The 13,922-nt window shown below is 45.5% G+C and carries 13 protein-coding genes; 4 read left to right on the forward strand and 9 right to left on the reverse strand.

The genetic code is table 11. From position 1 onward, the window contains the following. Positions 1-108: 108 nt before the first annotated feature. On the forward strand, positions 109-1,530 hold the full coding sequence (locus tag J2736_RS14630; RefSeq protein ID WP_310499337.1) for an MFS transporter: 1,422 nt from the start codon (positions 109-111) through the stop codon (positions 1,528-1,530). A 97-nt stretch (positions 1,531-1,627) separates the two neighbouring features. Here the strand turns inward: J2736_RS14630 and J2736_RS14635 are convergent, their stop codons facing one another. The 6 genes from J2736_RS14635 to J2736_RS14660 form a co-directional block, all read right to left on the reverse strand. Continuing rightward, positions 1,628-1,972, reverse strand: a complete 345-nt coding sequence (locus J2736_RS14635) for a hypothetical protein (protein WP_310499338.1) — start codon at positions 1,970-1,972, stop codon at positions 1,628-1,630. Positions 1,973-2,026: 54 nt separating this feature from the next. Next, positions 2,027-2,803 (reverse strand): alpha/beta hydrolase, encoded by a 777-nt coding sequence (locus tag J2736_RS14640; RefSeq protein WP_310499339.1) that lies wholly within the window; start codon positions 2,801-2,803, stop codon positions 2,027-2,029. Positions 2,804-3,191: 388 nt separating this feature from the next. Next, positions 3,192-3,569 (reverse strand): Rieske (2Fe-2S) protein, encoded by a 378-nt coding sequence (locus tag J2736_RS14645; RefSeq protein ID WP_310499340.1) that lies wholly within the window; start codon positions 3,567-3,569, stop codon positions 3,192-3,194. A 3-nt stretch (positions 3,570-3,572) separates the two neighbouring features. Then, complete coding sequence (locus J2736_RS14650) at positions 3,573-4,706, reverse strand: amidohydrolase family protein (protein WP_310499341.1); 1,134 nt, start codon at positions 4,704-4,706, stop codon at positions 3,573-3,575. Between the two features lie 108 nt (positions 4,707-4,814). After that, the gene (locus J2736_RS14655; RefSeq protein WP_310499342.1) at positions 4,815-5,036 is read right to left on the reverse strand and encodes an AraC family transcriptional regulator; all 222 of its coding nucleotides are present in this window, start codon (positions 5,034-5,036) and stop codon (positions 4,815-4,817) included. 129 nt (positions 5,037-5,165) lie between these two features. After that, positions 5,166-7,475 carry an AraC family transcriptional regulator gene (locus tag J2736_RS14660; RefSeq protein WP_310499343.1) on the reverse strand — a complete coding sequence of 770 codons (2,310 nt, stop codon included), beginning with the start codon at positions 7,473-7,475 and terminating at the stop codon, positions 5,166-5,168. A 228-nt stretch (positions 7,476-7,703) separates the two neighbouring features. Between J2736_RS14660 and J2736_RS14665 the strand changes: the two genes are divergently transcribed. From J2736_RS14665 to J2736_RS14675, 3 genes are all read left to right on the forward strand, one after another. Continuing rightward, positions 7,704-8,681: an ABC transporter permease gene (locus J2736_RS14665; protein ID WP_310499344.1), complete on the forward strand. Its 978-nt coding sequence runs from the start codon at positions 7,704-7,706 to the stop codon at positions 8,679-8,681. Between the two features lie 11 nt (positions 8,682-8,692). After that, complete coding sequence (locus J2736_RS14670; protein WP_310499345.1) at positions 8,693-9,574, forward strand: carbohydrate ABC transporter permease; 882 nt, start codon at positions 8,693-8,695, stop codon at positions 9,572-9,574. Between the two features lie 79 nt (positions 9,575-9,653). Then, entirely contained in the window at positions 9,654-11,207 is a 1,554-nt protein-coding gene (locus tag J2736_RS14675) for a type 2 periplasmic-binding domain-containing protein (protein WP_310499346.1), read from the forward strand. 84 nt (positions 11,208-11,291) lie between these two features. Here J2736_RS14675 and J2736_RS14680 read toward each other — a convergent pair whose 3' ends face one another. The 3 genes from J2736_RS14680 to J2736_RS14690 form a co-directional block, all read right to left on the reverse strand. Then, positions 11,292-12,089: a sporulation protein gene (locus J2736_RS14680; protein ID WP_310499347.1), complete on the reverse strand. Its 798-nt coding sequence runs from the start codon at positions 12,087-12,089 to the stop codon at positions 11,292-11,294. A 459-nt stretch (positions 12,090-12,548) separates the two neighbouring features. Further along, a complete protein-coding gene (locus tag J2736_RS14685) occupies positions 12,549-13,496 on the reverse strand; it encodes a GNAT family N-acetyltransferase (protein WP_310499348.1) in 948 nt (315 codons plus the stop codon). A gap of 66 nt (positions 13,497-13,562) precedes the next feature. Then, positions 13,563-13,865, reverse strand: a complete 303-nt coding sequence (locus J2736_RS14690) for a Dabb family protein (protein WP_310499349.1) — start codon at positions 13,863-13,865, stop codon at positions 13,563-13,565. Positions 13,866-13,922 lie beyond the last annotated feature (57 nt).

Here is a 13,922-nt window from a genome sequence, read left to right on the forward strand (position 1 = left end):
AGGAAATTCTAATTTGCAGTATTGAGCAATTTTTAGACAGAAACGAGCTACTTCCCGCTGCAAATTCACGGCATAATAGCGTTATAACGTGAAAGGGAGGTCTTCCTCTTGAACTTGAGTGAACATTCGAAACGAATTATTTTGATCATGATCGTCGCCTGTCAGTTGATGATGGTGCTCGACGCTTCCGTATTGGTTACGGCGTTACCCGAAATTGGACGCACGCTGCATCTGTCGACAACCGCTTTGACTTGGGTGCAAAACGCATATATTTTGGCTTTCGGTGGATTCTTGTTGTTAGGAGCTCGCGCGGGGGACATACTAGGGAGAAGAAAAACCTTTAGCGTGGGGATTGCCTTGTTTTCTCTAGCTTCTCTGCTGGCTGGCCTGGCCCCGTCCGCTTCACTGCTGCTCGCGGCTCGCGCAATGCAAGGACTGGCGGCAGCGATGGCGACGCCATCTGCGCTCGCCCTATTGTCGGTCAGCTTCTCGGAAGCTAGAGAACGATCAAAAGCGATCGCGGTATACAGTGCCGTAGCGGGAGCCGGCGGCAGCGTCGGTTTGCTCATTGGCGGCATGCTGACGGATCTGATCTCTTGGCGCGCCGGGATGTTCCTCAACGTGCCGATCGGCATCGCTCTGCTTCTTATGATACCTCGCTTTATGCAGGAGACAGCGTCCAAAGCCGGCCGATTGGATATCTTCGGAGCCCTGACGTCGGTGATCGGCATGACGGCGCTGGCCTTTGGATTTGTTCAAGCCGCGTCTGCCGGATGGGAATCGCCCGATGTATGGGGCTCGATTGCTATCGGAGGTATCTCACTAGCGGCTTTCGTATGGATTGAAGCACGCGCCAAAGAGCCAATTACACCACTCCGCCTTTTTGCAAGCCGAACACGATCAGGAGCCTATCTTGGTAGGTTGTTGCTTTTGTGTGGAAATTATCCGATTTTTTTCTTTGTTCCACAATTTCTTCAGCACGTGCTTCATTTCAACGCTTTGGAAGCTGGACTTGCGATCATGCCATTCACGATCGTTCAGTTTGGGATGATGTACGCCATGCCTTCGCTCGTAAATCGGTTCGGGAACGCTAGAATACTGATCGCTGGATTGATCATCGCCATCATCGGAACAAGCTGGCTAAGCCAACTTTCGGCTGATTCGAGCTTTCTATCTCATATGTTGTTCCCTCTACTCATTATGGGCTGCGGTGCCGGGATGATCTTCCAACCCTTCACGACGTTGGGATTGGCAGGCGTTGAGGCCAAAGACGCGGGAGCAGCGTCAGGGCTCGTCAATGTTGCACATCAGACAGGCGCATCGCTTGGGCTTGCGGTCCTGATCGCTGTATTTGAGATGGTGAACCGGTCAGCCCCTCCTTCGGATGCGACTTTTGCCCATGCGGTCTCCATCTCACTCGTGGGTTCAGTCGTTTTCCTGTCAGCATCGCTACTGACGGTCTTGATCTTGCTTTTACCAGCGGAAAGGGCGAAGCGCGCCTTCGCGGCTGAAACGCAGAAGGCATCCTGACGCTTGCATGCTTCCTCTTGAACGAAACAAAGTGCCGCCCCTCAGTCCATGACTGTGGAGACGGCACCTTATTTCGTTTAAGCCTTTTGGGTATTCATTAAAGAAGAAAGAGATCAAGTTGCTCTACGTTACCGGCTTCTGATTTTCTTGGAGTTTCCTCATTCTTATTATTCTCAAGTGTCGGCGTTGAAACAGCAACAGAAACGGAATTATTCGGCTCTTCGAGAACTTCAGTCCCAACTTCAACAGGTGCACTAATTAAAGAGTATAAAAAGGTTTGAGAACACTGACTGCACATGTAGGGATAGCCTCTCTTGATTTGGAGTGCTAAAGCCATACGATCTTCCAGACTTAATTGATTAGATTGCGCGCATTGACCACATAGAAATTGTTGCAGAATAGACACCTCACTTATGCAATCAATTATATCATAATCCTGCATTTCCGCCCTCTAAATACATTAGGATTCAGACCTACACAAGATGAATAACAAGATTTAGCTATGAAGCTTGCGTAAGAAGTGCTCAATGGCCTCAATCGATTGTTGCTGAGCTTCCGTCTCCACACCGTAACCAAATCCGTGGTCAACACCGGGTAAAACGACAAGATGGGAACGACCGCCATGCTTCATTATTTGCTCATGGAAGTTAGTCACTTGATCTAACGGGACAAGGGTATCCTTATCACCATGCAATAGCAGAAATGGAGGCTCGTTTCCAACCAATCGGTGCACAGGCGAAGCCAATTGGTATAGCTCATCGTTAGCCCCTAACGGGAAACCTAATAAATTCTCAATCGTTTCCCTTCGGTCGAACATCGTAACTACCGGGCAATAGCCAATCACAGCATAAGGCAAGGTATTTCGGTCATGCAGTTCATCCCCCACACCCAGCAAATCGTCCACCTGTATCGTTCCCAGTAGGCTCGCCAGGTGTCCTCCAGCTGAAGAACCCACGACGACGATCCGATCTGCATCAAAACCAAACTTCTCACTGGTAGTCTTCATATGCTGCATGGCCAGTCTCACATCCTCAATCTGCGCTGGAAACCTGAATTGCGGTACGAGTCTATAGCTTGCCGTGGCACAGATATAACCTTCACTTGCGAAATGGGCACAAACGTCGTGCCATTGCTCTTTATTGCCTTTATACCAGCCACCGCCGTGAATGAACAAAAGAGCTGTTTGTTTGCTCGGTTTGAGCGGGATAAACCAATCCATTTTTCTATATTCAGTAAAATGATCGGAATAGCTGATATCTCGTATTATCTCCATGTTAGTCACTCCTTTTTTCCTAATAAACCTTGATATCGTCATAGTTACGCTGCAACATCACTTAATAGTCAGGAATAACCGAACTAATTCCCCTCCCTACACCAACAATCCTCAATTAGTCCGAAATAGCCGTTCTAAATCGCCCTAATCGACGCCCTTCTGCGAAAAATGGTCATTTAGTTGGATAGATTCGGACTATTCATGCTTTTTCGCACGAAATCTCCGATTTAGTTCGGAAAAACCGGACAAACGTCACTCTGGCATCCTGCACTTACCGCCACTCTGCCCACAGTTTCACTACGCGAGAACCAAACTAACAAAAACGTCCACCCCTAAGAGTGAACGCAACTATTTTAGGTCGTTAACATTTAACGGACGAACTCTTCTTTTAAATTCTTACAAACACGGCCTCTCCAACAACTTCAAGCTCATACCCACGCAGCTTTACACCATTTTCTTCTGCCAAATGCTTACCCGTCAGCAAATCGAACTCCCAGCCATGCCATGGACATCGTAAGATTTCACGATCCTTGCCATACGTATACTCGTATACCAACGACGGCATGCGCGTTCCGCAAACAACCCCCTCGCAGACTGGAGCCGCAGCGTGCGGGCACACGTTACGCCAAGCATACCAGCGTTCCCCGATGTGAAAAATTCCGAGCTCCATCCCTCTGACTTCCACAATTTTACGAGCACCTTCGGGTACTTCATCTACGGTGCACACGGGATACAAGGTTTTCTCTTTCTGCTTTGTCGTCTCCATGGCCTATGCCTCCCCAAGGATGCTAGTTGGCAATACAGCTGACTGCGGCCGCTCGAACAAGCGATACAAGTTCATCGCATTGTCGCATAAAATCTTCTGGCGCAGCTCTTTACGAATAGGCTGCAAAACAACCTTCGGATTATCAAAATCCCAATGCGGATAATCCGATGAGAACATGATGTTGTTGTCAGCCCCCACCATGTCAAGAATTTGGTTCATTTGATCCGGTCTATCCGGTTCCTCGATCGGCTGCGTTGTAAAGTATACGTGCTGACGAATATACTCGGATGGTAATCTTTTTAGCCAAGGTACCTGGTCGCGAAGCGCTTTATAATTTTTATCCATACGCCACATGAGATGAGGTGCCCAAGCAATGCCACCTTCGATGGCGACAAATTTTAGCCCTGGGAACTTCTCGAAAACGCCTTCACAAACAAGGCTGTTCACGTGCGCCATATAGTTGGTCGGCAGAATATTGTGCCACTCGATATATTTCGTCGGATAGCCCGAAGGTGTCGGTGCCCCTGCAATGCCGCGACCTTCTGTGCCAGGATGAACGGCAACAGGCAGCCCATTTCGTTCAGCAGCTTCATAGATCGGATGGAAAAATCTTTGACCGTACAGCATTCGGGAGCCGCTGCACATAATAATTTGAACCATATTCTTGTTCTTAGCCATACGATCAATTTCTTTCGCTGATGCAAGCGGATCCGCGTGGTTAATCAGAATCGAGCCTTTGAACACCGGGCTCACGGATAGCCAATGATCCACAAGCCAGTCATTGTATGCACTCATCACAGCATTGCCGTAATCGGGATCCGGGTTCAGGGATACCCCCAGAACACCAGAACCTGTAAGGATCCCATAATCGATACCCCACTTCTCAAAATGATGCTTCAGCATAAAGTGCGGATCACTACCCGGCATCCCGCCATTCGGCTGTTTCGCATCCTTGCGCATGACCCCAATTGGTGAATACCAGCCACCGCTATAGCCTGGTCCAACGGCAAGCCACTGTTCATGCCATACCTTAGGTAAATAGGGTAATATATCCTGCGCTTTGGCAATTGCGTTGTGTACGTCAGCGTCAATAATACGCGGTTTTGATTGGTTTGGTGTTGGTGTTTCCGTTGTCATCTGCCCCATCCCCTTTGCATGATTCATTCCTCATGACATTAGGATAAAAGAAAAAGGACCAGCGGTACATGCAGAATCCTATCGTAAATCTGGATTTTTAGTTGATCGCTAGGTTTGGCGATATTGGCTTGGCGTCAGCCCCGTTTCACGGGTAAACAGTCGTGTGAAATAAAAGGAATCGACGAATCCGACCTCTTCTGCTGAGCGTCTTCTAGCCCTCGCTACTGTGACTTCCTTAATGAAGTTAAGGAATCCAACACGCGTTTCCCATTCGAATCCTGCTTCTTTCTGATGCCAAATCTGGTAAAGCTGCTTGAATCCATCCTCCATGCTTTGATTCCCTATCCCCGGCTAGACGAACTGCCAGAAGGAAGAATCCCTTTTCACTACATCCAACACTTTTGGACTTAAGCTATTGAAGAAGTCGTAATCCATAAGCAGTCCCCCACATTTTCGTACTTACGCATCTTGTTCCGCTTGTTCACGATATTGCCCCGGGGTAATCCCTTCATACTTCTTAAATAGCCGGTTAAAATAGGGTGCCTGATAGCCGACGCTTCCTGCGATATCGTTAATTTTCTCATCCGTCTCCAGCAAAAGCTGCTTCGCTTTATTCAGGCGATATTGCGTCACATAATCAATAAAAGTTAGCCCGGTTATCTGCTTAAAGCCGATACTTAGCTTCTTGGCATAAGTGCCATGTAAATCAGCGCAGCCTTCCAAGGAAATATCCTTGGCATAATTCGCATGAATGGTTGATAATACATTCTCAACCAACTGTCTTAATTGCATATCTTGCGTTCTGTGAAGTCGATTCACATAAGGTGTCACGATATGCTTTTTCATCCACAACAGTATGGCTTCGGGTTCTTTCAGCTCGGACATTTGGCGCCAGATGTCAATACCATCGTTAAATGCCAACGGACTAAATCCCGAAAGCATGATGGTGTTCTGCATATTACCGAAGAGTTGCAGTAACCCTTGGCGAACATCTAGTTCCTTAGTCGTACGCGCTTTCAATTGTGCTAGGAAACCGTTTAATAGTTCATCCAATTCCAGGTTTTGACCAGAACGCAAAGCTTTAAGAATGGCTGCTTCCACATCGAAGGGATAGGCAATCGCATCATGACCACCAGGCATAATATCGTTCACATCCAACACTTGCTGTTCATCACCTAGCGTTCGATGATTCAAAGCATTGCGCGCATTTTCAAAATATAGCGATAACTTATGCAGCTCTTGCGTACTTGCTCCGACGCACACCGTCACTTCAACATGTAATAAATTGTTTAGTGTTAGGGCAAGTGCTTCTGCGAAATGAAACAAATTAGCACGCATTTCCTCTAACTGTGAGGTCCTTTCCGTTCTGCCTACAAGAAGACCCAAGGTTAAATCCTGCAGGTTAATCGTATTTGCGTCTAGATTCATCGCTTCTGCCAGTTCCTGTGTAATGTTAACAGCAGCGAATGTGACCAACTGCTCATCTCCAGGTGAAAACTTGCCCTCTGACCTGTAAAGTCCATGAAGTTTTACCGCGATAACCGCAAACTCCCGCTCCTGTACATCCCACCCAAACTGCTCCATCCTTCCTGCAAGTTCTGCTTCGCTTAGAAAGGACAAGTGTCCTTGCATGAGTTGTAAAAGAAAGCTCTCTCGCAGGGACGGCAGCTGACGATCCACGCGTTCTTGAAGGATCTGGCTTTCTCTGGATAGATTTTTCCATTCGTCTGCAATGGTTACAAACTCATCCGAAGAAGTAGATACACGACCCGGCAAGAGCTGCTGCATGAGTCTACGTACGGGGTTGTACATATGCCGGAATGAATACCAAGACAAGATAAGGGCTAGTATAATCCCGAAACAACCAGTCAAAATAATAAACCTAGACAGTGTCTGAACCGATTTTGTCATCTGAGACAGAGGTGTGGCTACCGCAAACGTCCACGTATTCCCTACGCGATTCATTCCTCCATAGGATACCGAATACGTATCTTTGTTCCACGATTCAATGGAGGACGTCTTTTCTAAGTTCTGATGGTGAGTGATCGACTTCATCAACGCCTTATCCAGATCGGTTGGTTTCGATAAAGCATGTCCCCCCAGTGAAATGACGTCGCCGTCCTGTTGCATCAGAAGCGTCGATCCTGCTCCTTCCACATCGAGTTCAGCAATGAGTTTATTCAGCTGCTTCGCACTCACTTCAATGATTAACGCAGCCTCCGTTTCCACAAGCCCTCCAGGTAAGCGTACAATGAGGGCGTAAGGCGCCGATTTATCTGGATTCATTAGAGGTAACACATCACTTTTGGTCCAGTAGACATCCCGTTGATAGGAAGCGAGTCCACGGTACGTATTCAGCTCCTGCTCGTTCTTGATCGGATTAATACCTGAGCTCTCTTTAATGACGACTTGCTGCTTGTCCAAATATAAGTGGACTTCCTCGATGAGCGGATCGGAAGCTTTAATCCAGGTCAACGCCTGATAGATGGATCGTGTGCTTTTATAATCTTTATAAATATCCAGTTCGGAGTAAGCACTCCCTAGATTTAAATTGAAGGACCACTGGGCCATAATCGTTTCTAAATGAACAAGATTCTGATTAATCCGTTCCGTTGCATAGGCGACTTGGTTGCGATACGTCTTCTGTGCCTCCTTTTCAATCTGCTGTGTGCCAAGCATATAGAGGATAACGCCAATAATTGCTGCAGGCAGACAAGCACTGAGAATAGCTATCAGAAGACCTTTTTTTCTGTATGGCTGCCGCCACATAATGCTCCCTCCCTCGTCCCAGATTAATTCTCTTCCCACCAAATGTTCCTTCATCATATAAGAAATACAAACCCCATACAAACCAATATCTGTAAAAAACGCCGCTAGAATGAATGTCCAATGCTAGGAAATCGATAAGAATATCTGTCTAATTGTCGGAAATGAGCCGCTGCTCTACTGTTAGATCCATAAGCAGGATTAATTAACTTCAGAGGACAGGTGAAACTCATGAAAACATCGACCACACCGGTCGCCCCCTTCCATGCACATACCCGATCTGTCAAAACGGCCAAATCCAAATGGTCTCAGATATGGCATGCACTTCAGCGTGATCGGATGCTTTATCTTATCGCATCACCGATGCTTCTCTTCTTCCTTATTTTTAAATACGTACCCATGTGGGGGGTGCTTATTGCTTTTAAGAATTACACCCCATTTGTTGGCTTTGCGCAAAGTCCATGGGTCGGCTTTCAGCATTTCCAGCGTTTCTTCAGCGAGGATAGCTTCTTCTTACTCCTCCGCAATACGCTTGCGATCAATGTGCTGAATCTCATCTTCTTCTTCCCGCTGCCTATTCTGCTCTCCATCATGCTCAATGAAGTGCGATTGGAGTGGGTCAAGCGGATCATTCAATCCATTATCTATTTACCGCATTTTTTGTCTTGGGTCATCATCGTAGGCATTACGTATCTTATGCTCTCTACCTCTAGCGGTTTTGTTAATAAACTGCTTGAAACGTTCGGCATGGACAAAATCGACTTTCTTACGAGTCCTGAAATGTTTTGGGGGCTCTTAACGATCCAATCCATCTGGAAGGAAGTGGGGTGGGGAACGGTTATCTTTCTCGCAGCTATCGCGTCCGTCGATACGCAGCTTTTTGAAGCCGCAAGAATCGATGGAGCTGGGCGTATCCGCCAGATTTGGCATGTGACCTTACCTGCAATTCGTAACGTCATTATCATTCTGCTTATTCTTCGAGTCGGACACATGATGGACGTAGGCTTTGAACAAGTTTATCTCATGATGAACGGCGCCGTCTCCGAAGTGGCAGATGTCTTTGATACGTATGTCTATCGAAGTGGTATTCAACAGGCGCAGTTCAGTTACAGTACAGCCGTTGGACTATTCAAATCCATTGTCGGTGTCGTACTCGTCGTCATTACCAATCGCCTTGCCAAGAAGTTTGGTGAGGAAGGCATCTATTAGGAGGTTATGTCATGCATCAAAAAACGTTATCAGATAAATGGTTTGAAGGCAGTATCCTTGGTGCTTTGATCCTCATTGCACTGATCATGCTCTTCCCTTTTTACTACATTACCGCTGTATCCTTTACGTCGCCAATTGAATATTTACAAAAAACGATGGTCCTATTTCCTGACAAATGGACGTTAGATTCGTACCGTTACCTGCTATCCAACAATGTATTTACGAAAGCAGCTGGCATGAGCGCGTTTCTAGGAACAGTCGGAACAGCACTCAGCCTCATCGTCACCTCGGCAGGCGCTTACACGCTTTCCCGAAAGCGATTGCTAGGCCGTCGTGTCCTGCTCATTCTGATTTTAATGACGACCCTGTTTAATCCTGGGATCATTCCGCCGTATCTCGTCGTCCGCGAACTTCATTTAATTAATACCGTCTGGGCGCTTATTTTACCGGTACTCACGAGCGGATGGTACGTCATTCTCATGAAGGGCTTCTTCGACAGTATTCCGGATGAGCTTGAGGAAGCGGCTAAAATCGACGGCGCAACCGATCTCGGCGTCTGGTTTCGCATCATTTTACCTCTATCGCTGCCATCGCTTGCCGCATTCGGACTTTTCTATGCCGTCGCGTATTGGAATACCTTCTTCTCCGCCGTTTTGTATATCACCAAACCCGATCTGCGTCCGCTGCAGATTGTGCTGCAAATGCTGCTCATTGATTCCTCCAGCTCCGCCTCCGGGGAAATTGCCACCCAAATGGCCGGGGACATCCCAATTCCAACGGATACATTGAAAATGGCGGCTGTCGTCATCGCAACCGTGCCTATTCTTATCGTCTATCCCTTCTTGCAAAAGCATTTCGCCAAGGGGGTGATGGTTGGCTCCGTCAAAGGATGACTGCCGCTCCAACCGCAAGAAGCTAACTCATGTTTTTTTATAAAAAAATAAGCTATGATACACAAAGGGAGGATCTTCTATGCCAACAACCAAACAAACATTGTATAAAAACACAGCAATGACGCTCGTCACTCTGCTAAGTCTGACGACAGTGCTAGCCGCCTGCGGCACCGATTCCAAGACAGAAGGACCTAGCGGTACAAGCGCAGCTGCTGTCTCCAACGAGCCTATGAACGTTTCGATCTATACGATACAGCAAGGCGCTCAGGCTGTTGACCCGAGTAACCCGATTTTGCAAGAAATCGAGAAGAAAACCAATACCAAACTCAACATTACTTGGAGCCCTTTAAATTCTTTTAATGAAAAAACAAAAGTTATGCTTGCTTCTGGCGATCTTGCCGATATGACGCTAGTTACGAATATTTTTGACTCGCAGGTTATCCAGCTGGCTACATCTGGTGCCTTCTGGGATGTGACTCCCTATATCAAAGACTACAAGACCTTGAGTGCGTTACCGAACGGTGTATGGGATAACGCCAAAATCAAAGGAAAGAATTACGGTGTCCCTCGGCCGCGTCCTCTGGATGGGTCATGGGGGGTTCATCTTCGTAAGGATTGGCTTGATAAGCTTGGCATGAAAGTGCCTGAGACGATGGATGAGATGTATGAGGTTCTGAAGGCTTTTACGGAAAAAGATCCGGACGGCAACGGCAAAGCGGACACCGTCGGACTCACTGGACAAGTGGAAGCAGACGGTATGGGCCTTTACACGTGGGTTGAAGATACATTCAACGGTGCTTTCGGTATTTTCAAAATGGTGGGCGACCAGCTTGCCTTTATTGCCCTCGAGCCGAGCGAGCGCAAAGCGCTGGAATGGCTGAAGAAGGCCTATGACGAAAAAGTGCTGACATCGGATTTTGCCGTCATTAAAATGACGCAAGCTCGCGAGCAATATATGGGCGGCAAAGCCGGGGCATTAGGATCCGCGCTGAACCCTCAATGGCTGTACACCGATGCGATGCGGAAAATTGACCCGAAAGCCGACTCTTTCCCATTAACTTATTTGAAAACACCAGATGGGAAAAAATACGCCGGCCAGGACACAGGCAACTTTGGCATGTACGTCATTCCAAAGACCGTGCCAGAAGCGAAAATGAAGCGGATTCTGGCTCTGATCGATCAAGGGTATAACGAGGAAATCTCCAATCTTTCCCTTTACGGCCTGCCTGACACGCACTACACAGTGAAAGACGGCATGAAAGTTGCAACGGCACAAGCCAAAACAGATAACGTAGCGGATACATCGAATAATATGGCACAAATCTTCCAAAAATTTGATAAATACCAACGCGCTTACTACAACGGCATTCCGCAAGATTTTTATGAGCGCAGCAAAAAGATTATTGACGACCGCGCTGCTTTCAGCACGCCGAACGTTGGCAACGGCCTCATTTCTCAAACGTTTTTAACGAATGGGCCTGACTTGATCAAGAAAATTACAGACATGAAAGTCAAAGTCATCATGGGCAAAGAATCCCTTGCCGCTTGGGATGAGTTTGTCGCCAAAACGAAAGCTGATCCGAACGTACAAAAAATTGTAAAAGAAATCAATGAAGCGTATAAGAATAAATAGTTGGCATTGAATCTCCGAAGTGCAAAAAGCCAGCAAACTGTTATGTTTGCTGGCTTTTCACGAGAAACATTTCTTCTTGTTTTATTAACCTAGCAAATGATTGAAAATGCCTCGGAACTGCGCAGCCACTGCTGCAGTACCTTCATTTAACTCATCGGCGCTGAAATAGTAACGGTGATGAGACTCATCCATATCTAGCATTTCCGCTAGAAGTCCGCTAAAACCACGCGCTTTACGGTCAAATTCCAAGAGAATCTTAACTCCGTTCTCATCCGGAGAAAATACAAGTTCCACCTCTTCAACAGAACGGCTAAATTCACTATTTTTATAAGGTACGAATTCAAAATTCTGAATAAATGGCAAGTGAGAATTGCGTTGCGGAAAATATTCGTTCTCTGCTTTATGTAAATGAAAGCCCAATTCCTCCAACGCTTCAAAAATAGCGGAGGTGTGCGGATGAGCCAGTACTTGAATATCATCACGATCCGATGGATCAACTGCATTGTCAATATCCATGCCTGTACGAATCCAGATCGGGCTCACGCCAATAGAAATAGGTGTCTCGTGTGGCAGCACGAAATGAAAGGGAATTTCGATCGATTCTCCTGGGGCAAAAACTAAGCTTTCTCCCAACAGGATATTAGCTATCACAACCGATTCTATCACCGTAAAATTCGGATTGCTCTCAGAGGGCGAAGGCTTGCGGTATTGTGTCATAATTTGAAAATAGATTTTGTCCACTTTTTGCTCTACACTGCCGCCTTTAGCAACAATAACACCCTCTACCAGTTCTCCTGGAATGAATGATTCTGTATAAAACTTCGTATCGAAATCAATGTTCCCAATTCCTATTTTAGCCATCATGTTCTTAAAAAAAGACATCTCTATTCCTCCCCATACTCGTGGTAAATATACCCATTTATATGGTAGCGAATATACGTTCGTTTGTAAACACCATATTTTTATTGAGTGGTCTCAACCCCAAAGCGTATTGATCATTTACTTTTCGATTAGGTTAAAATCCCTCGAGCGAATTAACTAGGGCTAGTATCAAGACAATAGGTACCAATATTGTAATAGTACTAATTATAATAGCAACTATAGATCTCTTCTTCTCCGTTTTCATGTGTAGCAGACTTAGTACTATACTAATAATTCCACAGATAATACCAAGTAGTTGTGAGATGTACATGACACCAATGAATGCAGCGACACTAAAAATAAGTGCTGTATTTACATAACGTTTCATTATTACTGTACCCCTTTTTGAAAACAGAGAGTGGCTGCCACGGCAGTTGCTCCCTGTTATTTGTTCTATCATTCTCCGATTGCATTTAGTTGCTAAGCATGGGCCAACTTGGGGATACAAAAAGCTGGTAAATTTCCCAAATCAGAAAACGGTCTTATGAACAAGACATCTTCATGCTTATCAATGGGTTCAACATAAACTTTGTCGAGGAGTTGATCAGGCGTAAAATGAAACTGAACTTTTCTTGTCTGTTTCGTTGTAATCTGCGAAAACAAGGCTTCCATGTCTATTTGCTTATCGCAAATTACGTCGTATAAATGCAGCAACTCACCATCTTGATTAAAAACAATAATGGCATCATCCGTTCGCGAATAATAAAGACATTCGTGAAAAACGTTCAAAGCATAAAACTGAAATAAACCTTCGTTGCTTGTGATACCAAAATGTTTTGAAATTGGTTTACGGGAACTAAGCATTCGTTTAATTAAATTCCAATGTTCTTCCTTCGAAACATCCAGTTTATCAAGCAAATTTAGTTTATCTTTGGGTTGAGAAGATAAGTTTAAATAAAATTGATTTTCTAGTAAGGTAGTAAATCCAAATTTGGGGTAAAAATCAAGCACCGTGCTGTTTGCAAACAAGTAAAACAAATCGCATGTATCTTCGTAGGTTTCCAATACATACTCCATGAGTTGTTTGGACAACCCCTTTCCACGATGCTGGGGATGAGTCATTACAGTTCCAATTTGTAAAGCCCGCTTGCTTTCTCCATTAATGACCAAGTCCATCTTGCTTACTGAAACATTAGCAATTATTTGGTTATCGGCAATGATTGAATGACAATTATAGCGATCATCCCAGGCTCCCTTTTGGTACCATGCTTCGAAGTCAATACCAAATACTAGTTTGGAAAGTCGATTGAAACTTGCGCGATATTCATCTCGATCTTTGAAATCATAACTATGTATCATCATCGAAAGTGTTGTCCTCTCTAAGTAATCATGTTTAAAATATTGTTTTATCCTTATTTTACCATACATTCAAACTAAACTGCTCTTTAGCGCAATGAGGCTGCCGATCTATACCGGCAGCCTCGTATTGGTTGCTTAAACCAATGGGTAATCAACTACAATAACATTTTCCAGTATGCCATCCAGCGATTTAACAAATTCCTGATGAACGGGATGCGGACCATAGGAACGCAACGACGCAAGGTCTTCAAATGTTACCCGTAATCCAAGGGTATAGCCCTTCATATTTTCCGTTTCTTCCGTTACGTTGATGCCTGCACTGATATCAATTATCCCGGGGATACGATCACGAAACGTTAACAATTGATCCAGCAATTCCTGTTGCTTGATTAGTGTGATATTCGTATTGAACTTGAATACAACGATATGCTCGTACATGGCTAAATGGCTCCTTTTTTAAGCTTAATGTTGTGTTGCTATCGTTACCTGTTTGTT

This window comes from Paenibacillus qinlingensis (assembly GCF_031455095.1).
GTDB lineage: Bacteria > Bacillota > Bacilli > Paenibacillales > NBRC-103111 > Paenibacillus_E > Paenibacillus_E qinlingensis_A.

Excerpts from the sequence above, each read along its gene's own strand:
- J2736_RS14635 (WP_310499338.1), bottom strand. The coding sequence starts at position 1,972 with ATGCAGGATTATGATATAATTGATTGCATAAGTGAGGTGTCTATTCTG.
- J2736_RS14640 (WP_310499339.1), bottom strand. The coding sequence starts at position 2,803 with ATGGAGATAATACGAGATATCAGCTATTCCGATCATTTTACTGAATAT.
- J2736_RS14645 (WP_310499340.1), bottom strand. The coding sequence starts at position 3,569 with ATGGAGACGACAAAGCAGAAAGAGAAAACCTTGTATCCCGTGTGCACC.
- J2736_RS14650 (WP_310499341.1), bottom strand. The coding sequence starts at position 4,706 with ATGACAACGGAAACACCAACACCAAACCAATCAAAACCGCGTATTATT.
- J2736_RS14655 (WP_310499342.1), bottom strand. The coding sequence starts at position 5,036 with ATGGAGGATGGATTCAAGCAGCTTTACCAGATTTGGCATCAGAAAGAA.
- J2736_RS14660 (WP_310499343.1), bottom strand. The coding sequence starts at position 7,475 with ATGTGGCGGCAGCCATACAGAAAAAAAGGTCTTCTGATAGCTATTCTC.
- J2736_RS14665 (WP_310499344.1), top strand. The coding sequence starts at position 7,704 with ATGAAAACATCGACCACACCGGTCGCCCCCTTCCATGCACATACCCGA.
- J2736_RS14670 (WP_310499345.1), top strand. The coding sequence starts at position 8,693 with ATGCATCAAAAAACGTTATCAGATAAATGGTTTGAAGGCAGTATCCTT.
- J2736_RS14675 (WP_310499346.1), top strand. The coding sequence starts at position 9,654 with ATGCCAACAACCAAACAAACATTGTATAAAAACACAGCAATGACGCTC.
- J2736_RS14680 (WP_310499347.1), bottom strand. The coding sequence starts at position 12,089 with ATGTCTTTTTTTAAGAACATGATGGCTAAAATAGGAATTGGGAACATT.
- J2736_RS14685 (WP_310499348.1), bottom strand. The coding sequence starts at position 13,496 with ATGTATGGTAAAATAAGGATAAAACAATATTTTAAACATGATTACTTA.
- J2736_RS14690 (WP_310499349.1), bottom strand. The coding sequence starts at position 13,865 with ATGTACGAGCATATCGTTGTATTCAAGTTCAATACGAATATCACACTA.